A 21,170-nucleotide genomic window follows, 5' to 3' on the forward strand; every position below is an offset into this window, starting at 1 on the left:
GAGAAACTTCTCTTTGCGTGTCTGGCGACTCTTGCTGGTGAACTCGCTGTCAGCGAAGGAGAGTTGGTGATCCATGGATAGCCCTCAGCACATCAGAGCGCGGATTGTCTCATGCCAAGGGACTTAATCGCATGCTCCTTAGGTTCGGGATATAGCGGGAATAGACGCGAAAAAGCATCTCCGTAGAGGTGTGCCCCAATACTCGAGCCACCCACTCAGGGTTTTCACCTGAGGCGAGGAATAGCGTCGCTGCTGTATGTCGAGTTTGATAAGGTCGCCGTTCTTTTAGGCGCAGATGTCTGAGCAACGGATACCAAACACGCTTCGTCACATTACAGTGATCTAGTGGCTCCCCTTGCCGATTACAGAAGACGTACTTGCTGATTTTACCGGTGCTTTGGTATTGAGCCTGCAAGGCATCAAACACCGGCCCCAGCATTGGAATTTCACGCTGAGATCCATCCGTTTTGGTGTATTCAGTCTTGCCGGAGACGAGGGTTTCGCGCACAAGAATTTGCCGGCTATCAAAATCGACGTATTCCCACTTCAGGCCGTCGACTTCGCCGGTCCGCATCCCGGTGTAGAAACGAACCGTGTAATAGTTGCGATAGTCATCTCGCACTCGGTCCAGGATGTTGTTTACCTCATCAAGCGAGAACGGTTCGATATGCTTACGCTGAAGCTTGAGCGGTTTGATGTTCCGATAAGGATTGGTGAATCCATACCGATCGGCAGCTTCGGTCATGATCATTCTAAGAACACCCATATGGGTGTTGATCGTCTTTGGCGACATGACACCGGTGCTGTTGCGGCCAGGACGCTTCGATAGCTCCGCCCGAAAAGCAAGGATTGATGCTTTGGTAACCTGGTCAACCGGGAAATTTTTAAAAGCAGGCACCAGCGAGCTATCGATTACAGCTCTAACGTTGCGGTTATGTGATGTGCGCCACTGGACCTGCAGCTCAGAAAACCAGGTCTCAGTAAAGTCGGAGAACATCGGTGCCTCATTTGGACCGCCATCGCAGGGGTTGCGGCGGTATGTATTAAGTGCTGCTAGTTTTGATGCAACCTTCGGCAGGTTGGGGCTGTTGGGAAAGAACTCTCCGTAATCAAATTGATTAAGGAGCATCTTCGCTTCCATAACAGCGAGCATGCTTTCAACCTTTTTCCGGTTTTGGGCATTGTCGGGCAGCGCTGTCTGTTCTCGACAGCGCATACCCAAGAACCGAAAGTCGAAAAACAGGTTCCCGGTCTCCTTGCGAACGCGAACCTTACCCATTGCAGAGCTCGCCGTTAGCCATCGGAATTGAGATTGCATCCGAAGGTCCGTTCAGCATCTCTTCTTCAATGGCTTCCCAGATGTACAGGATTTTGCGCCGTCCAAACGGCTTTATGTAATGCTTGCCCTCCAGCAGTACGCTGTCTTTTAAACGCTGGCGAATAGTTCTGGCGTCGTACTTGATCCGACGGGAGAGCTCGTCCGTTGTCAGGTAGGTAAGGTTCATGCGATCATCCTCAGGCTATTAACAGTAATCGAATGATAATTTTGATTATCATGTGATGATCAATATAAGCATGTTTTCGATTATTGCAAGTATCTTTTGATAAAAAATATTATCTAGTGATGAAAATATGCTTCGTTATCACCTGAAAGAACTGATCGCAGATAAAGAATTCAAGGAAGGGCGCCGCATAACGATTGCGGAAGTTGCGAAAGAAACCGGGATCAACCGAATGACGCTATCCAAGATCATCAATCACCGAGGGCATAGCACGGTGACAGATAACCTGGACAAGCTGTGTGGCTACTTTGAGTGCCCGATAGAAAAGCTGGTCACTCATATCCGCGAAGAGGAAGGGCAAGACTAGGGGCTGGCTGGCCCTGCGGTCAAACGAGTGGGCACTGATGTGCCCATTTTTTACTTAAGGTCTAAAACAGAAGGCTGCCGCAGCACGTGAAAAGATGCCGGGCACAGGATGGGCACAATTTGGGCACAACGATTTTTCAGCGCCCAAAAACGAAAAAAGCAGATCAGTAAGTAACTGATCTGCTTTCCGAAAATTGGTAGCGGGGGCCAGATTTGAACTGACGACCTTCGGGTTATGAGCCCGACGAGCTACCAGGCTGCTCCACCCCGCATCAACGTGGGTCGTATCTTACGGACAGAGCCCATACCCGTCAAGGGCTGTCCCAATAAATTTGACACTTTGGTGAGAAAAAATTGATGTGCTGCTGGGAGGGGAGAAGAGCGCGGTGTGGGGCCACCGCGCGGGGGTAATCTACCGATTAACCGAATCGGACGTTAACTGCGAACCACGGAAACGTCTTCGGCCTGCAGGCCCTTGTCGCTCTGGACCACGTCAAATTTGACCCGCTGCCCCTCGGAGAGCGAGCGGTGGCCGGTGCCGCGAATCGAACGGAAATGGACGAAGACATCATCGCCCTGGTCGCGGGTAATAAAGCCGAAGCCTTTGGTGACGTTGAACCACTTGACGGTTCCCGCTTCACGGGTGTCGTTCTCGTCCGCTTCGTCGTCGTAGTCATAATCGGGGCTGACGGATTTGGCAGCGGCGGTGGTGGCGGCCAGCAGGCTGCAGACGAGACAGAGAACAAACACGGTCACGGCGGTGGCCAGCATGGCCTCGGAGGGCATACCCGCGATAGCCTGCAGGATAAAGGGTGCGGCGACGCCGGCGATGGCACTGTAAATTACACTCAGTAACAGGGTTTTACTTTTCATTGTAAACTTCTCTCGGTGTTGAATATGTTAACTGTATTGATTCTCGCCGATTGCAAAGCAACCGACGATCACGCAGATTAATTCAGGGAATCAACCTCGGGGACACCCCTCCCCTTCCGTCAGACTCAGGACAGGAGGTTGAGATCAGGGGCTGTGTTGTCGATGGGGACGTCCTCCCCTGTTTATATACCGATGACGGGTAAAAAATTCAACAGCTTAATTGACCATACCGACCAGGAGCCATGCCTTGCAAAACCCCGAGGAGCGTCTGATAGAGCTCGAAACCCGAACCGCTTTCCAAGAAGACACCGTGCAGTCACTCAGCGACACCGTCGCCCGCCAGCAACGGGAGCTCGACGATCTGCGAGAGATGGTCAGGATAATCAATAAGCAGTTGAAAAGCTTGAGCGAAGGCCACCCACAGAGCGTCGGGGAGGAGCCCCCACCGCCCCACTACTGAGGCTGGCAAGCGCTCTCAGTCGAAGCCACGAAGAGGGTAGATATCGAAACGCCCGGACTTTCCCTCCAGGCGAAAGCCGGGCTCGGGGCCGGCAATGGGCGGCGCCTTGCGCGGGCGCTTGACCACCACCCGGTAGCGCGCCACTTTCAGCGCCCGGGCCAGCAGCGCCTCGGCATCCGGGTCATCCCCCACCAGATCGCGAAACAGCCGCATCTCCTTTTTAACCTGGGCGGTTTTATTGCTGTGGGGAAACATGGGGTCCAGGTAGATTACGTCGGGGCAGGCCGGACCATCCGGACCCAGCTGCTCCAGCCAGTGGATACTGTCGCCAGTGATCAGCGACAGCCGCGCGATGATGGGCCCCACCTCCGGGTCCTGCTGCGCCCGGGCGAGCCCGTCGGCCAGCAGACTCGCCACCACCGGTGAGCGCTCGACCAGCGTAACCGTGCAGCCCAGGGTTGCGAGCACAAAGCCGTCGCGCCCCAATCCCGCCGTGACATCCGCCACCGACGGCCGGCGCCCGCCCTTGATCCCGATCGCCTTGGCAATCTGCTGCCCCGCCCCGCCGCCGAAGCGGCGCCGGTGGGCCACGGCGCCCTGCAGAAAGTCCACCCTCACCGGCCCCGGGGCCTTGGGGCCGCAGGTCTGCAGCGCCAGCCCGTCATCCTCGACCAGCAGCGCCAGCTGCGCAGAGTCCATTCGGGCAGGATCCGCATCCGGCGTCAGGCAGGGGACCCCCAGCTCACAGGCAAGGGTGAGCGCCCGGGGCTGGTGGGCGGCATGGCTAGGCACCACCAGCAACGGGGCGTTAAGTTCTGGGTTCACGGGGCGCTGCGTCAAACGTAGATATCGACCCCCACCAGCTCGCCGGTTCCGGCGCCGCTCTTGAAGCTGGCGGTGGTGTGATAGAGAGAGATCGCTTCCTGGCTGCGCAAGGGAAGCTCGCGGTCGGTGGAGTAGAAGCGGGACTGCTCCTGGCGGCTCGCGCCTTCGGGCTGCACCGGCTCGAAAAAACGGGTACGGCTGCGCCCATCATTTTTCTGGGTTTCCGCCGGTCCGGCAGGTTCCGGACGCGGGTCCGGGCGTGCGGTTACGCCCTGCGGCCGCTGCGGCAGTTGCGGAAAATTAAAGGAGGAATCTATACGCATACGGCCGCGTTACCGATCCAACATTGAAGTGGCCAACATTCTAACCGAGCGCCCCCCTCAGAGCCACCAGTACAGCCCTAATAAGGCCGCTCCCAGGATCAACCGGTAGATCACGAAGGGGGTCATGCCGAGCCGGTCCAGCAGCGTCAAGAAGAGATGAATACAGGCATAGGCACTTAGTGCCGCAAGCAGCGCCCCGAGACCCGCGGTCAGCCACTGGGCATCACTCCCGTGGCGGTAAAGCTCGACCCCTTTGTAAAGCCCGGCGGCCAAAATCAAAGGCGCAGATAAATAGAAGGAGAAACGGGCGGCGGACTGGCGGGTCAGCCCCAGCATCAGTCCCGCACTGATGGTAATACCGGATCGGGACGTGCCGGGAATCAGGGCCACGGCCTGGGCGCAGCCGATCACCAGTACATCTTTGAGGGTCATATCCCGGGTCCGCCGCACCTCGGTGCGTCGCCAGTCGGCCCAACCCAGCACCAAGCCGAAAAAGATCGTGGTCGCAGCGATCACCAGGGTGGAGCGCAGGTGGGTCTCGATAAAGTCGTTGAAAAACGCGCCGGCGAGCACCGCCGGCAGGGTGCCGATCAGCAGCGCCCAGCCCAGGCGCCCGTGATAACTCGGACGCCCGCGGCGGACCTGACGCAGCCAGCCGTAGATCAGCAGGGCGAAATCACGGCGAAAATAGAACAGCACCGCCGCCAGGGTGCCCACGTGAACCGCCACGTCAAACGCCAGCCCCTGGTCGGGCCACCCCAGCAACTGGGCGGGAAGAATCAGGTGCGCTGAGCTGGAAACGGGCAGAAACTCGGTCACACCCTGGATCAGGGCCAAGCAAAGAATGTAAGTTAGGAGCACTACTGGTCCTTCAGTTTTTTCCAGGTCACCTGGTCACGCAGGTAGACCGGTTGGGCCGCCTCCGCTGCCAGTGCTTCTCCGTCAGCCAGGGCGCGGGCACCGATCCGGGCCATCCACCCGGCGCGGGGCTGGCATTCCACTTCCATATGCTGCAACCGTCCCTCGAAGCGCGCCTGCAGCTCGGGATAACGCCACCCCGGCCCCCAGCCCACGGCCGTCCCCGGGTGCGCCGGGACGTCCACCGTATCCGGCGGGCAGACAAGCTCCTCGCCTTCGAGTCGCATGCGGTCGCCGGACCAGCGATACTGACCCCAGTAGACTTCGTTCATGCGGGCATCCAGCGCCGCCAGCACCGTGTCGGCGCCGGTGGCGTGGCGGGCGTCTTCCGCCAGGGCCGCCAAGGTGGAGACCGGCAGCAGCGGCAGCCCGGCCCCCATGGCCAACCCCTGCGCCACCCCGGCAGTAATCCGCAGGCCGGTAAAGGAGCCGGGACCGCGGCCAAAAGCGATGGCATCCAGCTGCGAAAGCGTCAGACCCGCCTCGCTCAGGCGCGCGTCCACCATGGGCAACAGGGCCTGGGTGTGCTGTCGGGGAATAACGCGAAAATCTTCGCTCACCTCGCCGTCCACGAGAAGAGCCACCGAGCAGGCGTCAGTGGAGGTATCCAGGGCTAAAATCTTGGCCATTGGGTGCAGTGCTCACGATGAAAGGGCCGCATTTTAGCGGCTCGAAAAAAAAGATTCACGGCAGGGCTCAGGTTAACGCCTCCAGCTCAGCGAGGTTGGCAAGCGCCTCCTCGCGGGTATCACCGCAAACCTCCCGGCAGGGCTTAAAGCGGCCGCACACCACAGGGCGCGACGGGCTTTCAAACAGGAGGCAGCGATTGGCCCCGTCCAAATGCGGGCAAGCCACTCCCGCCGGCTTTCCCTCGGGACTGGATGGCAGGGGCGAGCTGATCGAAGGGGCGATGCAGCAGGCGCCACAACCGGGACGGCACTCCATCAGCAGCTCTTCTCACCCCAGCGGGGCAGCAACGTCTGCTCCACTCCCAGCTGATCGAGAATGCGGGCGACAATAAAGTCGACCATCTCCTCGACCGAGGCCGGCCGTTGATAAAAACCGGGGCTGGCAGGCAGGATGGTCGCCCCCATCTGGGTCAGCTTCAGCATGTTCTCCAGGTGGATGGCCGAGTACGGGGCCTCCCGCGGCACCAGGATCAGCTGGCGCCGCTCCTTGAGGGCCACATCCACCGCCCGCTCGATCAGATTATCGCTGGCACCGCAGGCAAACGCCGACAGACTGCCGGTGCTGCACGGGCAGACCACCATGGCCGCCGGCGCCCCGGAGCCGGAGGCCACCGGCGCCATCCACTGCTCCCGGGAAAAGACCTGTAGCTGGCCCGGCCGGGCGCCGTAGAGCCCGCTCAGGTAAGCCTGCGCCTTGCTGGCCTCGCCAGGCAGCTGCAGGTCGGTTTCGGTCGCCACCACTACCTGGGCCGCCCGGGAAATCATCACCGAAAGCTCGGCCCCCGCCTCAACCAGACACTGAATCAGCCGCAGTCCGTACTGCGCTCCGGAAGCCCCGGTCAGCGCCACGGCAACCCGCAACGGCTCGCTCATGCGTCCTCCCCGGCGAGCGCATCCAGCAGCCGCTGGTGAATGCCTTCAAAACCGCCGTTACTCATGATCACCACGTGTCCACCGAGTTGCCGGTAGTCCCGAACAGCCTCGATGATCGCATCGGTGCTGGAGAATACCGTCGCCGGCACCGGGCTGTCTGCCACCACCGCGTCCAGATTCCAATCAAGCCCCGGCGGTTGGTACCAGAACACCCGGTCGGCCGCCGCCGTTGCCGGCGCGAGCCGCTGCTGATGAGTGCCCAGGCGCATGGTATTTGAGCGCGGCTCGATCACCGCCAGTACCCACGCATCGCCCACCCGGGCCCGGATACCGCGCAGGGTGGTATCGATGGCGGTCGGGTGGTGGGCGAAGTCATCGTAAACGGTAAGTCCCGCCGCCTCGCCACGACGCTCCATGCGCCGCTTCACGCCGCGAAAACGACCCAGGGACTCAACTCCCTGTTCAGGTTGGACGCCCACATGGCGGGCAGCGGCCAGGGCCGCCAGGGCGTTCATCACCGAGTGATCTCCGGCCTGCTCCCAGCACACCTCTCCAACCGGCTCGCCTTTGACCAGCACCTCAAAATGGCTGCCGTCGGGGCGCAGCAGCCGCGCCTGCCAGTCACCCTCCCCGCCCAGGGTGACCCGGGGAGTCCAGCAGCCCTGCGCCAGCACCCGCTCCAGGGCTTCATCCCCCGCCGGCAGAATAAGCTGGCCGCTGGCCGGAACGGTACGCACCAAGTGATGGAACTGGCGCTCGATCGCCGCCAGGTCATCAAAAATATCCGCGTGATCGAACTCCAGGTTGTTCATCACCAGGGTTCGGGGGCGGTAATGGACAAACTTGGAGCGCTTATCAAAAAAAGCCGTGTCGTACTCATCCGCCTCGACAACGAAAAAGGGCGTGTCGCCAAGACGCGCCGAGGTCTCGAAATTCCCGGGAACGCCGCCGATCAAAAAGCCCGGCGCCATGCCGGCATCCTCCAGCAGCCAGGCCAGCATCGAACTGGTGGTGGTTTTGCCGTGGGTACCGGACACCGCCAGCACCCAGCGCTCGCGGAGTACCTCCTCGGCCAGCCATTGCGGTCCCGAGCAGTAGTCCAGCCCACGGTCGAGCACGGCCTCCACACAGGGATTGCCACGGGACAGCGCGTTGCCGATGATCACCCGGTCGGGGGCCGGGTCCAGGTGGGCCGGGTCGTAGCCCTCGAGAATCTCGATACCGCGCTCGCGCAGCAGGGTGCTCATGGGCGGGTAAACATTGGCGTCGCAACCGCTGACCCGGTGTCCGCATTCGCGCGCCAAAAGGGCCAGGCTGCCCATGAAGGTTCCGCAGATGCCGAGAATATGAAGGTGCATGAAAGCCTCTCGAAGAGCGTTGAATTGCGAGCATGATAACAGCCTGAAGGCCCAATGGTGAGCAGGCCGGCGGTTTCGACTAACCTTAGACAAAAAAGCATCGGCACAGGAGACACGACGGGGAGTTTTGCATGCATTGCCCCAACGCATGACGTATCATTCCGGCCCGACATTTTCCGACTCAGACCCGAACCGAGGACGCTTCGAGGCTAACCATGCAAAGGCTTACCCAGTTTCTAAAGCAAAAAGAGACGCCCGCTGAACTGATCGAACTTATCAACCTGCTGATGGCCGCTTGTAAGGAGATCGACCACAAGCTGCGCGAGGGGGCCCTGGCCGGCATTCTCGGGGCCACCGAGCAGGAGAATGTGCAGGGTGAAACCCAGAAAAAACTCGACGTGGTCGCCAACGACATTCTCAAGCTGACACTGCGCGAATCCCAGCTGGTACGCGGCATCGCCTCGGAAGAGGAGCCCGACCCGGTGGCGGCGCACCCCGAGGGTCGGTTCCTGGTCACTTTCGACCCCCTGGACGGCTCCTCCAACATCGATATCAACGTTTCTGTGGGCACCATTTTTTCCATCCTGCAGGCCCCCGAGGGCAGCCGGGGGGACGATCACGCGGCCTTCCTACAGGCCGGGCGCAAGCAGGTGGCCGCCGGCTATGTGCTCTACGGCCCCTCCTGCCTGCTGGTGCTGACCACCGGTGACGGGGTGAACATGTTTACCCTGGGACACAACGGCGAATTCTACGTCACCCGTGAACAGGTGCAGATTCCCGCCACCACCCAGGAGTTCGCCATCAACATGTCCAACCAGCGTTTCTGGGACGCACCGGTCAAGCGCTACATCGCCGACCTGCTGCAGGGCGAAGAAGGCCCCCGCGAGAAGCGCTACAACATGCGATGGATCGCCTCCATGGTGGCGGAGGTTCACCGCATCCTCACCCGCGGCGGCATCTTCATGTACCCATGGGATGCGCGGGCGCCGGAGAAGCCCGGCAAGCTGCGCCTCATGTACGAAGGCAATCCCATGAGCATGCTGGTTGAGCAGGCGGGCGGGCGCAGCACCAACACCCAGATCGACATTATGGATGTACCGCCCAAGGCCATTCACGAGCGCGTCTCCGTGGCCCTGGGCTCAAAGGAGGAAGTGGAGGTGCTGATGCAGTACCACCGCGAGGAGTGATCGTCGGTCAAACTCCCCTTTCGTCGTATTGGTAAAGCCTCGGCGACTTACCTATAATTCGCCGATCGCTTTAGTTGACTGAATTCCTAGGAAAAGGCAGATCCATGAGCTTTGAAAAAGTACCCGCGGGCAAAGAGATCCCCAACGACATCAACGTCATCATCGAAATTCCGGCCAATGCCTCGCCGGTCAAGTACGAGATCGACAAGGACAGCGACGCCATCTTCGTCGACCGCTTCATGGCGGCCCCCATGTTCTACCCGGCCAACTACGGCTACGTGAACAACACCCTGGCCGATGACGGCGACCCCTTGGACGTACTGGTGGTGACACCTCACCCGATCATGACCGGTTCCGTAATTCGCTGCCGCCCGGTCGGCATTCTCAACATGACCGACGAAGCCGGTGAAGACGCCAAACTGGTGGCCGTACCCCACGACAAGCTCAGCACCCTCTACCAGGACGTAAAAGACATCGAGGACCTGCCTCCCCTGCTGCTGGAGCAGATCAAGCACTTCTTCGAGAACTACAAGACCCTGGAGAAAGGCAAATGGGTCAAAGTGGAAGGCTGGTCAGACGCCGCCGCCGCCCGCGACGCGATCTCCGCTGCGGTCAAGGCCTACGAGAGCAGCAAGTAAGCCCAGTTAGCACAGCAGAAGGTAGCGGTAACGAAAAACCTCACGGCGAGTTTACCGCTCCGACACCGCTTGCAAAGCCGGCCCCGGGGCCGGCTTTTTTATGCCCGACTGACGGGCGCCGCAATCACAGCTCGCACCGGATAAGCGGCACGTAGAGCTCCTCTTCGCTCAGCCCACCGTGGACCCCACGTAGCAAAAACTCGCCCTCTGGCAGTAACCGGTCGCCGATCACCCACTGTTCCCGGGCCAACAGGATGCGATCCCCGACCCGAGAGGCCAAACGGCGGTCCGCGACGCCCCGCCCGAACAGACCGGTCTCGATCTGCCGACGGCTGTCGAGCAACCAAAACTGCTCAGCCAGCCGCTCACGGCAGTAGGCATCGAATTCGCTTTCAGCGCCGGCGCGCAGGTGGCAGAAGGCCGCCCGGGGCTCGCCACTCAGGGGCAGCACCAGCATCTCCTGCAGCGCCGGATGATCCTCCAGCGCCACCCGGTGCTGCGGGCCGGTGTCCACCAGGCCGTGGTCCGCCGTGACCAGCAGCAGAGCGCCGCTGCCCCGCAAGCGCTCCAAACAATGGGCAAAAGCCTGGTCCAGGGCGCGAAAATGGCGTTCAACCTCCTCGCTGGTCGGACCAAACTGGTGCCCAAGCGCGTCCAGCTCGGTCCAGTACCCCCACACCAGCGGTGCTCCGGGCTCCCGCAATGGCTCCTCCACCTGCGCGAAGAAGTCGTCCAGGGAGCCGTCATGGGGGCGCCGCGGGGTCGCGCCATAAAGCCCCTGGCTATAGGCAGAATCACTGATAAAGGCGGGCAGCACCGCCCTCGCCGGTCGTTCAAGAGAAGGCAGGAGCGGCGCCTGGCCCAACAAGTGCGCCGCCTTGACACCCTGCTCGCTGAAACAGGCGCCGCCGATGCGTGGCGCGAACGGCAACGGTAACCCCAGGCCACCCAGCTCGCGAAAATAGGTCACCCAGGCGGGAATGGCGTGCTGCTGCACCGGCACCCCCAGCGCCAGGGCACTCACTGCCGCAGCGGTCGTGGTGGGGAAGACGGAGGTCAGTCGGCCCATCCGATGGCGGGCCAAATGGCTGTCGGGAAAACGCTGGAGAAAGTGGTCCCCGAGCCCGTCGAGCACCAGGAGCGCCAGGGGGCGGCCCTCGGTCCGGGTATCGCTCAGCAATTCCAGGGGCGGATAGTGCTCGGGCGCTGGGGCCTGAGCACCGGCAATGGAGGCGATCAGATTAACGATACTGCGCCGATAATCCGGCCGGCGCGGCGGCTGATCGTAGTCGCCGCCCATGATCAGGGGTGGAGTTCGTCGTACAGCGCGAGGAACTCGCGGGTCAGCTTGTGCTTGGGCGAGTAGTGGATCAGAGGGATACTCTCATTGTGGGACTCCTTCATCTTGACCGATGAAGAGAGGTAGGCCCCCATCACGGGTAGCTCGTCGGCCAGCAATCCATCGACGATCTGCCGCGGCAGGCGGGCCTGAGGTTGAAACTGATTGACCACGATCCCCTCGACCTGCAGCTCCTTGTTGTGGTCCTCCCGGGTCTCCTGCACATTTTCCAGCAGCGCGTAGAGAGCCTGTCGGGAGAACTCGTCGCAATCGAAGGGAATCAGGCAGCCCTGGGCAGCCACCAGGGCCGAGAGGGTATAGAAGTTAAAGGCCGGCGGCGTGTCGATGTAGATGTGATCAAAATCCTCCAGCGTCTCCAGCGCCTCGCGCAGCTTGTAGATCTTGTGCTTGGCCTCGAGCTTGGCATGCAGGTCGCCCAGCTGGGGATTAGAGGCCACCAGGTAGAGATTGTCGAAAGGTGTCTGGCTGATGTAACTGTCAAAGCCATTGGCCCGCATCTGGAAACTCAGGGTGGACTCGAAGAAATCCATGATATCCGCCCCGACCTCGTCCACCCCTTCGCCAAGCAGGTACTGGCTGGCGTTGCACTGGGGATCCATGTCCACCAGCAGAGTCTTGTGGCCCTTGCTGGCACTGATGGCGGCCAGGTTCGCGGCGATGCTGGATTTACCCACCCCACCCTTCTGGTTGAAAACCACTCTGCGCATTCTCTTCTCCCCCCCCGACTGCTCGGGCCTGTACGATCAATAAATTAGACGCAACCCCGGCCGTTGCTGAAGGCGCAGGTTCGCCCTGATGCGGTACTCTTCATGGCGGCTGTTAAGCTGCTGGTAGAGCCAGCGCCCCGCCCTGTCACTGGGGGCCTCGATCACCACGCGGGCATCGTGCCGACGGATCTGCTCGGCGGCATTGGCGAGTTGCTCGCGAAGCGCATCGGTACGCCCTTCGAGCGCGTCCGCATCAAGGCCGATATAGTGCTCGCTGGTCGAGGGCCGGCTACGCAGCTGGGCCATCCGCTCCTGCAAGGGCGGATGCTGAGGCAGCACCTGGGCCCCGCGCTCCAGGTATTGGCGGGCTTGCCCCACCCGGCCTTGCCGCAGTGCAGCGTCGCTCCATTGTATATAACGCTCCACGACATTGACCAGCCCTTGCCGGGCTTCTAGATTATCTGGCACCAGCGTCAGGATCTGCCGGTAATAGTGCCAGGCGCTGCGGTCCACGGGGGATGTCAGGCGGCGCTCGGCCACGGCCTGATCGGCCTGATCGAAGAGCTCGAGCACCTGTGCCATTTCCTGAGCCGTCAGCGCTTCCGCCGGGGCGCTCCGCTCCCGAACGGGGGCTGGCGCCAAAGCGGAGGCCGCTTCCGGCCCCGCCTCAGCCCGGTCAACCTGAGCTACGGGAGCCGGTGGGCGCGATCCGCACCCTGCCGTAATCAACAACCCACCGAAAATTATCCAAATGACCCAAAATTTCATGTTTATTCCACGTAATTGCACGCGATCATCTTAACAAGGGCCGCAGATGCGCAAAAGCCTCTGCAAGGGTCAAATAACCACGTCAGCAAAGCGCAAAAAGGTCGAGAAATGCCCGGTAAATTCCGGAAAACTTCCATAAAAAAACAAAAACGAAGGATCTCTAGACACCCCCGGACAATTCCGGCAAACTAGCCCTTTTCTGCGCCTACGGCCGTTTCAAACGCTGCAAAAAACGGCCCTGACCCAGCCCCCATGCGGGTGATGGTAAGAGCAGAACACGAGATTGGCGCCGCTCGCCCAGGCGGGCGGCCGAATAAGACACACTATTTTTAGAGACGCATCATGGACATCCGCAAAGTCAAAAAACTGATCGAGCTGCTCGAAGAGTCCGATATCAACGAAATCGAGATCAAAGAGGGCGAAGAGTCCGTGCGCATCAGCCGCACCTCCAGCCTGCCGCCGGCCATGGCGCCCGCCCCCGTATACGCCCCGGCACCCGCCCCGGTCGCCGCCGCGCCTGCGGCCGCGGAGCCGGTCGCTGAAGCCGAGCAGGTTCCCGAGGGCCACCTGGTGCGCTCTCCGATGGTCGGCACCTTCTACCGCTCCCCGTCCCCCGGCGCCAGCCCCTTCATCGAAGTCGGCAAGCAGGTCCAGGCCGGCGACGTCATCTGCATCGTCGAAGCGATGAAGATGATGAACCAGATCGAAGCCGACAAATCCGGCACCATCAAGGCCATTCTGGTCGAAGACGGCCAGCCGGTGGAGTTCGACCAGCCGCTGGTATCCATCTCCTGATCACGGGCGAGAGACGAAAGGGGACCACTTCCTATGCTGGATAAAGTCATTATCGCCAACCGCGGCGAGATCGCGCTGCGGATTCTGCGCGCCTGTAAAGAGCTGGGCATCAAGACCGTCGCGGTGCACTCCCAGGTTGACCGTGACCTGATGCACGTGCGCCTGGCGGACGAAGCCGTCTGTATCGGCCCGAACTCATCCGCCGAAAGCTACCTGAACATTCCCAGCCTGATCAGCGCCGGTGAAGTCACCGACGCCATGGCGATCCACCCCGGCTACGGCTTTCTGTCGGAGAACGCCGACTTCGCCGAACAGGTGGAAAACAGCGGCTTCGTCTTCGTCGGCCCCCGAGCCGAAACCATTCGCCTGATGGGGGACAAGGTTTCTGCCATCGAGGCGATGAAGAAGGCCGGCGTGCCCACGGTCCCGGGCTCCGACGGCCCCCTGGACGACGATAACGAGCGCACCGCCCGCATCGCCCGGGAAATCGGCTACCCGGTCATCATCAAGGCCGCCGCTGGCGGCGGCGGACGCGGCATGCGCGTGGTGCACACCGAAGCCGCACTGATCAACTCCATTCACGTGACCCGCACCGAGGCCAAGGCGGCCTTTGGCGACGACACCGTGTACATGGAGAAGTACCTGGAAAACCCGCGCCACGTCGAGGTACAGGTGCTGGCCGACGGCCAGGGCAACGCCATTCACCTGTATGACCGCGACTGCTCCATGCAGCGTCGTCACCAGAAGGTGGTCGAAGAGGCGCCCGCGCCGATGATCGACGAAGAAGCCCGGGCCGCCGTGCTCAAAAGCTGCGTCGAGGCCTGTCTCGAGATCGGCTACCGCGGCGCCGGCACCTTCGAATTCCTTTACGAGGACGGTGGGTTCTATTTCATCGAGATGAACACCCGGGTCCAGGTCGAGCACCCGGTTACCGAAATGGTGACCGGCGTCGATATCGTCAAGGAGCAGCTGAAGATCGCCAGCGGCCTGCCGCTCACCATCAAGCAGGAAGATGTGCAGCTGCGCGGTCACGCCTTCGAATGCCGCATCAACGCCGAGGATCCCAAGAACTTCCTGCCCAGCCCCGGTCCGATCAACTACTACCACGCTCCCGGCGGGCTGGGCGTGCGGGTCGATTCCCACCTCTACAGCGGCTACAAGGTCCCCCCCTACTACGATTCGCTGATCGCCAAGCTGATCACCCACGGGGAAGACCGCGAGACCGCCCTGGTGCGGATGCGCAACGCCCTGGACGAGATGGTGATCGACGGCATTCGCACCAATATCCCGCTGCAGCAGGAGATTGTTCGCGACACCAACTTCGGCGAAGGCGGGGTCAACATCCACTACCTGGAGAAGAAGCTGGGCCTCTGACCCGGCCCTCTTCACCGCCCAAAGCCTCTTTATAGGACGCTATAAAGAGGCTTTTTGGTTTTTTGCCGGCCCCGCGCAGGCCACAGCAACCGAGGACACGCATGCCCTGGTTAGAGATGAAACTTGACGTCCATCCCGACAACGCCGAGGAGTTCGAGCAGCTCCTGATGGAGGCCGGCGCCAGCGCCGTGACCCTGGAGGACGGTGCCGATCAACCCCTCTTCGAGCCCGAGCTCGGCAGCACCCCCCTGTGGGACCAGACCCGGATAACCGGGCTGTTTGAAGCGGGCGCCGACCTGGCCCAGGTGCGCCGACAATTGGAAAGCGGCCATGCCGAGGTGGCCCCCGGCACCCCCTTCCCCCCCTGCAAGGTCGAGATCCTCGAAGACAAGGACTGGGAGCGGGAGTGGATGGATAACTTCCACCCCATGCAATTCGGCCCGCGGCTCTGGGTCTGCCCCAGCTGGAAGCCGGTCGCCGATCCCGACGCCGCCAACCTGATGCTCGACCCGGGACTGGCCTTCGGCACCGGCACCCACCCCACCACGGCCCTGTGCCTCGAGTGGCTGGCAACCCTGCCCCTGGAAGGCGCCACGGTGCTGGATTACGGCTGTGGCTCGGGAATCCTTGGCATCGCCGCCCTGCTGCTGGGCGCAAAACGCCTGATCGCCACCGATATTGACCCCCAGGCGCTGGAAGCCACCGAACAGAACGCCGCCCGCAACCAGATTGACCCGGGCCGCCTCGAACTCTACTACCCGCGCCAGCTGCCCGAGGTTGAGGCCGATGTCCTGGTCGCCAACATTCTTGCAGGCCCCCTGGTCGAGCTGGCACCTGAGCTGGCCACCCGGGTTCGCCCCGGAGGTCGCCTGGCCCTTTCCGGCGTCCTGAGTTCCCAGCAGACAGCGCTGGAGCAAGCCTACCTCCCCTGGTTTGACCTGGATGCGCCCGTGGCGCGGGAGGAGTGGATCCGCCTGACCGGTACCCGCCTGCGATGACCGCAAAGCACTTCGTCACCCAGTGCCCCGGGTGTGAAACCCGCTTTCAAATTACCACCGAGCAGCTCCAGGCCGCAGATGGCCTGGTCCGCTGCGGTCAGTGCAAGGAGGTCTTCGATGCCCACGATCACCTCGAGAGCGCCCCGGCGACAGCAACCGCGCCCCACCCGACCAGCGCCATTCCCCGCGAGCCGATTCAGCTGCAGCAGCGCGCCGCCAAGCCGCACCCGCTGCGCACCCTGGCCTGGAGTTTCCTGTGCCTGCTCGCCTTGACGGGCCTCGGCGCCCAGGTGCTATGGTTCGAGCGCAACCAGCTGGCCCACCATCCCGCGCTGGCCCCCCTTTACCAGCAGGCCTGCACGCGATTGCCCTGCGCGCTGCAGCCCCGCCAGCAGCTGATGAGCATCAGCAGTCGCCAGCTGAGCGTTCGAGACCACCCGGACTATCGCAACATGCTCGATGTGCACCTGCTGATGGAGAACCAGGCCCCCTTTGCGCAGCCCTTCCCGGCCCTGGAGCTGATGTTCAGCACCCTCGACGGCACCCCTCAGGCCGCCCGCATCTTCCAACCCGCCGAATACCTGGCCGGCGAGCTCAGCAACCAGCGGCTGATGCCCCGGGGAAAGCCGATCCAGGTGCAGCTGGCCCTGCAGGATCCGGGCCCGCAAACCCCCAACTACCGGCTCCGTTTCCTGCCCGCGGAGTGACTCAAGGCGCAATCCGCCCTTTTCCCGGACCCGCTCAACGGGTATCATTACCGCCTTCACCGTGGAGCCCCGAGGGGCGGTTTCGATCTCCGTTTTTTAAAACCGGAAAAGGCCTTTGCGCGTGTTCAATATCGGCCCTCATCGCATTCACAGCCGCGTCACCCTGGCCCCCATGGCCGGGATTACCGACCAGCCGTTTAGGCGCCTGTGCCGGCGGCTGGGGGCGGGCTTGACCCCCTCGGAAATGGTGACCGCCGACACCCGTCTCTGGAACAGCCGCAAGTCTCAGTTTCGCCTCAATCACAGTGGCGAGGCCGAGCCCCGGGTCGTCCAGATCGCCGGTGGCGACGCGGGCATGCTGGCCGAGGCGGCGCGACTCAATGCCGAGCGGGGCGCCCAGATTATCGATATCAACATGGGCTGCCCGGCCAAGAAGGTATGCAACAAGGCGGCGGGCTCCGCACTGCTGCGGGATGAGGCGCTGGTGGCCGACATTCTGGAAGCGGTGGTGGCCGCGGTCGAGGTACCGGTCACCCTGAAAATCCGCACTGGCTGGGAGCCGGAGCAACGCAACGGCGTGCGCATCGCTCGCATCGCCGAGGCAAGCGGCGTGCAGGCGCTGGCGGTCCACGGACGCACCCGCGCCTGCGGCTACCGCGGGGCGGTGGAATACGACACCATCGCGGCAATCAAGCAGGCTGTCAGGATCCCGGTGATCGCCAACGGCGATATTGATTCGCCGGAAAAGGCGCGTCAGGTACTAGACTACACCGACGCCGATGCGGTGATGGTGGGTCGCGCGGCCCAGGGACGGCCCTGGATCTTTCGTGAAATCGAGCACTTTCTCGCCACCGGCGAACAGCTGCCGCCACCGTCACGAAAGGAGGTAGAGCAACTGCTTGGCGAGCATCTGGAAGCGCTCTACGCATTTTACGGTGATTATCTGGGCGTGCGCATCGCCCGCAAACACGTCGGCTGGTACTTGGCCGCCGAACCGGACGGGGCGGCCTTCAGACGAGACTTTAATCAATTGGAATCAGTGGACGAGCAACTTGCAGCCATCGGCACCTTTTTCGCCGACGGCCAGCACGACCCGAGAGCGGCATAACGACATGGCACTAGGTAAGTTAAACGAAGTAAGTGACAATCGATCAGATAAGTCCCTCAAGCTGGCCGAACCGGCGGCAAATGAAACCCAACAACGGCCGCGTCGTTTGCGCGACAGCGTAGCCGAAGCCGTACAGGGCTATTTCGACCAGCTGGATGGCCAGCCGGCCACCAACATCTACTCCATGGTGCTGGCCGAAATGGAGGCCCCCCTGCTGGAGGCCGTCATGGCCTATACCCGCGACAACCAGACCAAGGCCTCGGAGGTACTGGGTCTGAATCGCGGCACCCTGCGCAAGAAGCTCAAGCAGTACAACATGCTTTAATCACGAAAAGACGGGGCCGCCCCGTCTTTTTGCGTTTTATCCCCGTTAAATTCTGTCTAAGCGATAAGAGACTCATGGCTGAACCCAAGAACCCCATCAAAATCCGACGGGCGCTGATCAGTGTTTCCGACAAGACCGGCGTTGTGGAATTCGCGAAGAACCTGGCTGCCCACGGGGTGGAGATTCTCTCCACCGGCGGCACCTACAAACTGCTGCGCGAGCAAGGCGTTGCCGCGGTGGAAGTGTCCGACTACACCGGTTTCCCGGAGATGATGGACGGCCGGGTCAAGACCCTGCACCCCAAGGTGCACGGGGGCATCCTGGGCCGTCGCGGCACCGATGGCGCGATCATGGCCGAGCACGGCATCAACCCCATCGACATGGTGGTGGTCAACCTCTACCCCTTCGAGGAAACCGTGGCCCGTCCCGACTGCAACCTGCCCCTGGCAATTGAGAACATCGATATCGGCGGTCCCACCATGGTGCGCTCGGCAGCCAAGAACAACGCCTACGTGGCCATCGTCGTCAACGCCGACAACTACGACGCCATTCTGCAAGAGATGGCCGAGCAGGACGGCGCCCTCGGCCAAGAGACCCGCTTCGACCTAGCGGTGCAGGCCTTTGAACACACCGCCGCCTACGACGGTGCCATCGCCAACTACCTGGGTGCCCGCGTCGAGACTGACGACCCCACCGCCTTCCCGCGGACCTTCAACACCCAGTTCGTCAAGGCTCAGGAGATGCGCTACGGCGAAAACCCCCACCAGCGCGCCGCCTTCTACGTGGAAAAGGAGCCCGCCGAACCCAGCGTGTCCACCGCCCACCAGCTGCAAGGCAAAGCGCTGTCGTATAACAACGTCGCCGACACCGACGCGGCCCTCGAGTGCGTCAAGCCCTTCCGCGAGCCGGCCTGTGTCATCGTCAAGCACGCCAACCCCTGCGGCGTCGCCATCGGCGACGATATCTTGGAGGCCTACAACCTGGCCCACCAGACTGACCCCACCTCGGCCTTCGGCGGCATTATCGCCTTCAACCGCGAGCTGGATGCGGCCACCGCCCGCGCCATTATCGAGCGCCAGTTCGTGGAGGTGATCATCGCCCCCAGCGTCGCCCAGGAGGCCTCTGACATCGTCGCCGCCAAGCCCAACGTGCGCCTGCTCGAGTGCGGCCAGTGGGACGCCAAGCGCGCCCCGGCCTTTGACTTCAAGCGGGTCAACGGCGGCCTGCTGGTGCAGGACAACGACCAGGGCATGGTGGATGCAGACGAGCTCAAGGTGGTGACCGAGCGCGAACCCACCAGCCAGGAGCTGCGCGACCTGCTGTTCGCCTGGCAGGTGGCCAAGTACGTCAAGTCCAACGCCATCGTCTACGCCAAGAACGGCCAGACCATCGGCGTCGGCGCGGGCCAGATGAGCCGCGTCTACAGCGCCAAGATCGCCGGCATCAAGGCCGCCGACGAGGGCCTGGAAGTGCCCGGTTCAGTCATGGCCTCCGACGCCTTCTTCCCCTTCCGCGACGGCATCGACGCCGCTGCCAAGGCCGGCATCACCGCGGTGATCCAGCCCGGTGGCTCCATGCGGGACGAGGAGGTGATCGCCGCCGCCAACGAGGCGGGCATCGCCATGGTGTTCACCGGCATGCGCCACTTCCGGCACTAAGGGGAGCAACAAATGAAAGTATTGGTAATCGGCAGCGGCGGGCGGGAGCACGCCCTGGCCTGGCAGGCGGCCCGCGATACCCGGGTTGAGACGGTCTTTGTTGCCCCGGGCAACGCCGGCACCGCCCGCGAGCCCAAGCTTCAGAACGTGGCCATCGATGTGCTGGACCTGGACGGGCTGGTCGCTTTCGCCCAGAAAGAGACCGTGGCGCTGACCATCGTCGGCCCCGAGGCGCCGCTGGTCGAGGGCGTCGTGGACCGCTTCCAGGCCGCGGGGCTGGCCTGCTTCGGCCCCAGCGCCGGCGCCGCCCAGCTCGAAGGCTCCAAGGCCTTCACCAAGGACTTCCTGGCCCGGCACCGCATTCCCACGGCCGAGTACCAGAACTTCACCGAGGTGGAGCCCGCCCTGGCCTACCTGCGTGAAAAAGGCGCCCCCATCGTGGTCAAGGCCGACGGCCTGGCCGCCGGCAAGGGCGTCATCGTGGCCATGACCCTCGACGAGGCCGAGGCGGCGGTCGAGGACATGCTCTCGGGCAACGCCTTCGGTGACGCCGGCTGCCGGGTGGTTATCGAGGAGTACCTGGACGGCGAAGAGGCCAGCTACATCGTCATGGTGGACGGCGAGCACGTCCTACCCATGGCCACCAGCCAGGACCACAAGCGGGTCGGCGACGGCGACAGCGGCCCCAACACCGGCGGCATGGGCGCCTACTCCCCCGCCCCGGTGGTCACCCCCGAGATCGACCGGCGCATCATGGACGAGGTGATCCTGCCCACGGTGCGCGGCATGGCCGCCGAAGGCAACCCCTACACCGGTTTTCTCTACGCCGGCCTGATGATCATGGCCGACGGCACCCCCAAGGTGATCGAGTACAACTGCCGCTTCGGCGACCCCGAGACTCAGCCCATCATGCTGCGCCTGCAGTCGAGCTTGGTGGAGCTCTGCGAAGCGGCCCTGGCCCAGCGCCTGGATCAGGCCGAGGCCAAGTGGGACCCGCGCCCGGCAGTGGGCGTGGTGCTGGCGGCCAAGGGCTACCCGGCCAGCTACCCCAAGGGCGACGTGATTACCCTGCCCGCCGCTGAAGGCGAAGACAGCAAGGTGTTCCACGCCGGCACCGCCGAGCGTGACGGCCAGGTGGTCACCGCCGGCGGGCGCGTACTCTGCGCCACCGCCCTCGGTGAGGACGTCACCCAGGCCCAGGCCCGCGCCTACGAGCTGACCCGCCAGATCTGCTGGGACGGCGTCTACTATCGCAACGACATCGCCTACCGGGCCATCGCCCGCGAGCAACAGCGCTGATTGTTTAGCGGTTGAGCCACGGCTTCGGCCACGCCATTGACCTTTGATGTGTGACTGGC

General features: G+C 62.6%; 25 protein-coding genes and 1 tRNA gene. 12 read left to right on the forward strand and 14 right to left on the reverse strand.

All coding sequences use genetic code 11. The features are described from left to right. Positions 1-109: 109 nt before the first annotated feature. Positions 110-1,279 carry a site-specific integrase gene (locus JGZ97_RS10070; protein ID WP_207062493.1) on the reverse strand — a complete coding sequence of 390 codons (1,170 nt, stop codon included), beginning with the start codon at positions 1,277-1,279 and terminating at the stop codon, positions 110-112. Further along, entirely contained in the window at positions 1,272-1,505 is a 234-nt protein-coding gene (locus JGZ97_RS10075; protein WP_207062494.1) for a hypothetical protein, read from the reverse strand. The genes JGZ97_RS10070 and JGZ97_RS10075 overlap by 8 nt, the downstream gene beginning before the upstream one ends. Before the next feature lie 127 nt (positions 1,506-1,632). Between JGZ97_RS10075 and JGZ97_RS10080 the strand changes: the two genes are divergently transcribed. Then, positions 1,633-1,869 carry a helix-turn-helix transcriptional regulator gene (locus tag JGZ97_RS10080; RefSeq protein ID WP_242521679.1) on the forward strand — a complete coding sequence of 79 codons (237 nt, stop codon included), beginning with the start codon at positions 1,633-1,635 and terminating at the stop codon, positions 1,867-1,869. Between the two features lie 194 nt (positions 1,870-2,063). Here the strand turns inward: JGZ97_RS10080 and JGZ97_RS10085 are convergent. After that, positions 2,064-2,140: transfer RNA gene (locus tag JGZ97_RS10085), tRNA-Met, on the reverse strand. Between the two features lie 163 nt (positions 2,141-2,303). After that, positions 2,304-2,741 carry a cold-shock protein gene (locus JGZ97_RS18395; RefSeq protein WP_207062495.1) on the reverse strand — a complete coding sequence of 146 codons (438 nt, stop codon included), beginning with the start codon at positions 2,739-2,741 and terminating at the stop codon, positions 2,304-2,306. 247 nt (positions 2,742-2,988) lie between these two features. On the opposite strand from JGZ97_RS18395, the gene JGZ97_RS10095 reads away from it, so the two are divergent. After that, positions 2,989-3,201: a SlyX family protein gene (locus tag JGZ97_RS10095; protein ID WP_207062496.1), complete on the forward strand. Its 213-nt coding sequence runs from the start codon at positions 2,989-2,991 to the stop codon at positions 3,199-3,201. A gap of 15 nt (positions 3,202-3,216) precedes the next feature. Here the strand turns inward: JGZ97_RS10095 and JGZ97_RS10100 are convergent, their stop codons facing one another. The 7 genes from JGZ97_RS10100 to mpl form a co-directional block, all read right to left on the reverse strand. After that, complete coding sequence (locus JGZ97_RS10100) at positions 3,217-4,026, reverse strand: class I SAM-dependent methyltransferase (protein ID WP_370584036.1); 810 nt, start codon at positions 4,024-4,026, stop codon at positions 3,217-3,219. An 11-nt stretch (positions 4,027-4,037) separates the two neighbouring features. Further along, positions 4,038-4,349 carry a hypothetical protein gene (locus tag JGZ97_RS10105; protein ID WP_207062497.1) on the reverse strand — a complete coding sequence of 104 codons (312 nt, stop codon included), beginning with the start codon at positions 4,347-4,349 and terminating at the stop codon, positions 4,038-4,040. A gap of 57 nt (positions 4,350-4,406) precedes the next feature. After that, complete coding sequence (locus JGZ97_RS10110) at positions 4,407-5,210, reverse strand: undecaprenyl-diphosphate phosphatase (RefSeq protein ID WP_207062498.1); 804 nt, start codon at positions 5,208-5,210, stop codon at positions 4,407-4,409. Then, positions 5,210-5,896 carry a tRNA (adenosine(37)-N6)-threonylcarbamoyltransferase complex dimerization subunit type 1 TsaB gene (tsaB, locus tag JGZ97_RS10115; RefSeq protein ID WP_207062499.1) on the reverse strand — a complete coding sequence of 229 codons (687 nt, stop codon included), beginning with the start codon at positions 5,894-5,896 and terminating at the stop codon, positions 5,210-5,212. Before tsaB ends, JGZ97_RS10110 begins: the two co-directional genes overlap by 1 nt. Before the next feature lie 67 nt (positions 5,897-5,963). Then, a complete protein-coding gene (locus tag JGZ97_RS18175) occupies positions 5,964-6,212 on the reverse strand; it encodes a YkgJ family cysteine cluster protein (RefSeq protein WP_242521680.1) in 249 nt (82 codons plus the stop codon). Further along, on the reverse strand, positions 6,212-6,829 hold the full coding sequence (locus tag JGZ97_RS10120; RefSeq protein ID WP_207062500.1) for a flavin prenyltransferase UbiX: 618 nt from the start codon (positions 6,827-6,829) through the stop codon (positions 6,212-6,214). The genes JGZ97_RS18175 and JGZ97_RS10120 overlap by 1 nt, the downstream gene beginning before the upstream one ends. After that, positions 6,826-8,187, reverse strand: a complete 1,362-nt coding sequence (gene mpl, locus JGZ97_RS10125) for a UDP-N-acetylmuramate:L-alanyl-gamma-D-glutamyl-meso-diaminopimelate ligase (protein ID WP_207062501.1) — start codon at positions 8,185-8,187, stop codon at positions 6,826-6,828. Before mpl ends, JGZ97_RS10120 begins: the two co-directional genes overlap by 4 nt. Before the next feature lie 215 nt (positions 8,188-8,402). On the opposite strand from mpl, the gene JGZ97_RS10130 reads away from it, so the two are divergent. Together JGZ97_RS10130 and ppa are read left to right on the forward strand one after the other, a co-directional pair. Then, entirely contained in the window at positions 8,403-9,374 is a 972-nt protein-coding gene (locus JGZ97_RS10130) for a class 1 fructose-bisphosphatase (RefSeq protein ID WP_207062502.1), read from the forward strand. A gap of 104 nt (positions 9,375-9,478) precedes the next feature. Then, on the forward strand, positions 9,479-10,012 hold the full coding sequence (gene ppa / locus JGZ97_RS10135) for an inorganic diphosphatase (protein ID WP_207062503.1): 534 nt from the start codon (positions 9,479-9,481) through the stop codon (positions 10,010-10,012). 124 nt (positions 10,013-10,136) lie between these two features. Here the strand turns inward: ppa and JGZ97_RS10140 are convergent, their stop codons facing one another. Genes JGZ97_RS10140 through JGZ97_RS10150 form a run of 3 tightly spaced genes read right to left on the reverse strand, consistent with a single transcriptional unit; the run spans position 10,137 to position 12,661 of the window. Continuing rightward, entirely contained in the window at positions 10,137-11,312 is a 1,176-nt protein-coding gene (locus JGZ97_RS10140; RefSeq protein WP_207062504.1) for an alkaline phosphatase family protein, read from the reverse strand. Between the two features lie 2 nt (positions 11,313-11,314). Continuing rightward, the gene (locus JGZ97_RS10145) at positions 11,315-12,079 is read right to left on the reverse strand and encodes a ParA family protein (RefSeq protein ID WP_207062505.1); all 765 of its coding nucleotides are present in this window, start codon (positions 12,077-12,079) and stop codon (positions 11,315-11,317) included. 36 nt (positions 12,080-12,115) lie between these two features. After that, on the reverse strand, positions 12,116-12,661 hold the full coding sequence (locus tag JGZ97_RS10150; protein ID WP_207062506.1) for a tetratricopeptide repeat protein: 546 nt from the start codon (positions 12,659-12,661) through the stop codon (positions 12,116-12,118). A gap of 528 nt (positions 12,662-13,189) precedes the next feature. Between JGZ97_RS10150 and accB the strand changes: the two genes are divergently transcribed. From accB to purD, 8 genes are all read left to right on the forward strand, one after another. After that, positions 13,190-13,642 (forward strand): acetyl-CoA carboxylase biotin carboxyl carrier protein, encoded by a 453-nt coding sequence (gene accB / locus JGZ97_RS10155; protein ID WP_207062507.1) that lies wholly within the window; start codon positions 13,190-13,192, stop codon positions 13,640-13,642. 33 nt (positions 13,643-13,675) lie between these two features. After that, on the forward strand, positions 13,676-15,016 hold the full coding sequence (gene accC / locus JGZ97_RS10160) for an acetyl-CoA carboxylase biotin carboxylase subunit (protein ID WP_207062508.1): 1,341 nt from the start codon (positions 13,676-13,678) through the stop codon (positions 15,014-15,016). Positions 15,017-15,117: 101 nt separating this feature from the next. After that, positions 15,118-16,014, forward strand: coding sequence for a 50S ribosomal protein L11 methyltransferase (gene prmA / locus JGZ97_RS10165; protein ID WP_207062509.1), 897 nt, complete (start codon positions 15,118-15,120; stop codon positions 16,012-16,014). Next, complete coding sequence (locus tag JGZ97_RS10170; protein WP_207062510.1) at positions 16,011-16,721, forward strand: DUF3426 domain-containing protein; 711 nt, start codon at positions 16,011-16,013, stop codon at positions 16,719-16,721. The genes prmA and JGZ97_RS10170 overlap by 4 nt, the downstream gene beginning before the upstream one ends. Positions 16,722-16,836: 115 nt before the next feature. Further along, positions 16,837-17,829, forward strand: a complete 993-nt coding sequence (dusB, locus tag JGZ97_RS10175) for a tRNA dihydrouridine synthase DusB (protein ID WP_255537785.1) — start codon at positions 16,837-16,839, stop codon at positions 17,827-17,829. A gap of 4 nt (positions 17,830-17,833) precedes the next feature. Continuing rightward, the gene (gene fis, locus JGZ97_RS10180) at positions 17,834-18,154 is read left to right on the forward strand and encodes a DNA-binding transcriptional regulator Fis (RefSeq protein ID WP_207062511.1); all 321 of its coding nucleotides are present in this window, start codon (positions 17,834-17,836) and stop codon (positions 18,152-18,154) included. Between the two features lie 74 nt (positions 18,155-18,228). Next, positions 18,229-19,812 (forward strand): bifunctional phosphoribosylaminoimidazolecarboxamide formyltransferase/IMP cyclohydrolase, encoded by a 1,584-nt coding sequence (gene purH, locus JGZ97_RS10185; RefSeq protein WP_207062512.1) that lies wholly within the window; start codon positions 18,229-18,231, stop codon positions 19,810-19,812. A gap of 12 nt (positions 19,813-19,824) precedes the next feature. Further along, positions 19,825-21,111 (forward strand): phosphoribosylamine--glycine ligase, encoded by a 1,287-nt coding sequence (gene purD, locus JGZ97_RS10190; protein ID WP_207062513.1) that lies wholly within the window; start codon positions 19,825-19,827, stop codon positions 21,109-21,111. The last annotated feature ends 59 nt before the right edge of the window (positions 21,112-21,170 follow it).

The organism is Motiliproteus sp. SC1-56, from assembly GCF_017309075.1.
Lineage (GTDB): Bacteria > Pseudomonadota > Gammaproteobacteria > Pseudomonadales > Balneatricaceae > Motiliproteus.

Coding starts and splice junctions, on each gene's coding strand:
- JGZ97_RS10070 (WP_207062493.1), bottom strand. CDS start 1,279: ATGGGTAAGGTTCGCGTTCGCAAGGAGACCGGGAACCTGTTTTTCGAC.
- JGZ97_RS10075 (WP_207062494.1), bottom strand. CDS start 1,505: ATGAACCTTACCTACCTGACAACGGACGAGCTCTCCCGTCGGATCAAG.
- JGZ97_RS10080 (WP_242521679.1), top strand. CDS start 1,633: ATGCTTCGTTATCACCTGAAAGAACTGATCGCAGATAAAGAATTCAAG.
- JGZ97_RS18395 (WP_207062495.1), bottom strand. CDS start 2,741: ATGAAAAGTAAAACCCTGTTACTGAGTGTAATTTACAGTGCCATCGCC.
- JGZ97_RS10105 (WP_207062497.1), bottom strand. CDS start 4,349: ATGCGTATAGATTCCTCCTTTAATTTTCCGCAACTGCCGCAGCGGCCG.
- tsaB (WP_207062499.1), bottom strand. CDS start 5,896: ATGGCCAAGATTTTAGCCCTGGATACCTCCACTGACGCCTGCTCGGTG.
- JGZ97_RS18175 (WP_242521680.1), bottom strand. CDS start 6,212: ATGGAGTGCCGTCCCGGTTGTGGCGCCTGCTGCATCGCCCCTTCGATC.
- JGZ97_RS10120 (WP_207062500.1), bottom strand. CDS start 6,829: ATGAGCGAGCCGTTGCGGGTTGCCGTGGCGCTGACCGGGGCTTCCGGA.
- mpl (WP_207062501.1), bottom strand. CDS start 8,187: ATGCACCTTCATATTCTCGGCATCTGCGGAACCTTCATGGGCAGCCTG.
- JGZ97_RS10130 (WP_207062502.1), top strand. CDS start 8,403: ATGCAAAGGCTTACCCAGTTTCTAAAGCAAAAAGAGACGCCCGCTGAA.
- ppa (WP_207062503.1), top strand. CDS start 9,479: ATGAGCTTTGAAAAAGTACCCGCGGGCAAAGAGATCCCCAACGACATC.
- JGZ97_RS10140 (WP_207062504.1), bottom strand. CDS start 11,312: ATGGGCGGCGACTACGATCAGCCGCCGCGCCGGCCGGATTATCGGCGC.
- JGZ97_RS10145 (WP_207062505.1), bottom strand. CDS start 12,079: ATGCGCAGAGTGGTTTTCAACCAGAAGGGTGGGGTGGGTAAATCCAGC.
- JGZ97_RS10150 (WP_207062506.1), bottom strand. CDS start 12,661: ATGGCACAGGTGCTCGAGCTCTTCGATCAGGCCGATCAGGCCGTGGCC.
- accB (WP_207062507.1), top strand. CDS start 13,190: ATGGACATCCGCAAAGTCAAAAAACTGATCGAGCTGCTCGAAGAGTCC.
- accC (WP_207062508.1), top strand. CDS start 13,676: ATGCTGGATAAAGTCATTATCGCCAACCGCGGCGAGATCGCGCTGCGG.
- prmA (WP_207062509.1), top strand. CDS start 15,118: ATGCCCTGGTTAGAGATGAAACTTGACGTCCATCCCGACAACGCCGAG.
- JGZ97_RS10170 (WP_207062510.1), top strand. CDS start 16,011: ATGACCGCAAAGCACTTCGTCACCCAGTGCCCCGGGTGTGAAACCCGC.
- fis (WP_207062511.1), top strand. CDS start 17,834: ATGGCACTAGGTAAGTTAAACGAAGTAAGTGACAATCGATCAGATAAG.
- purH (WP_207062512.1), top strand. CDS start 18,229: ATGGCTGAACCCAAGAACCCCATCAAAATCCGACGGGCGCTGATCAGT.
- purD (WP_207062513.1), top strand. CDS start 19,825: ATGAAAGTATTGGTAATCGGCAGCGGCGGGCGGGAGCACGCCCTGGCC.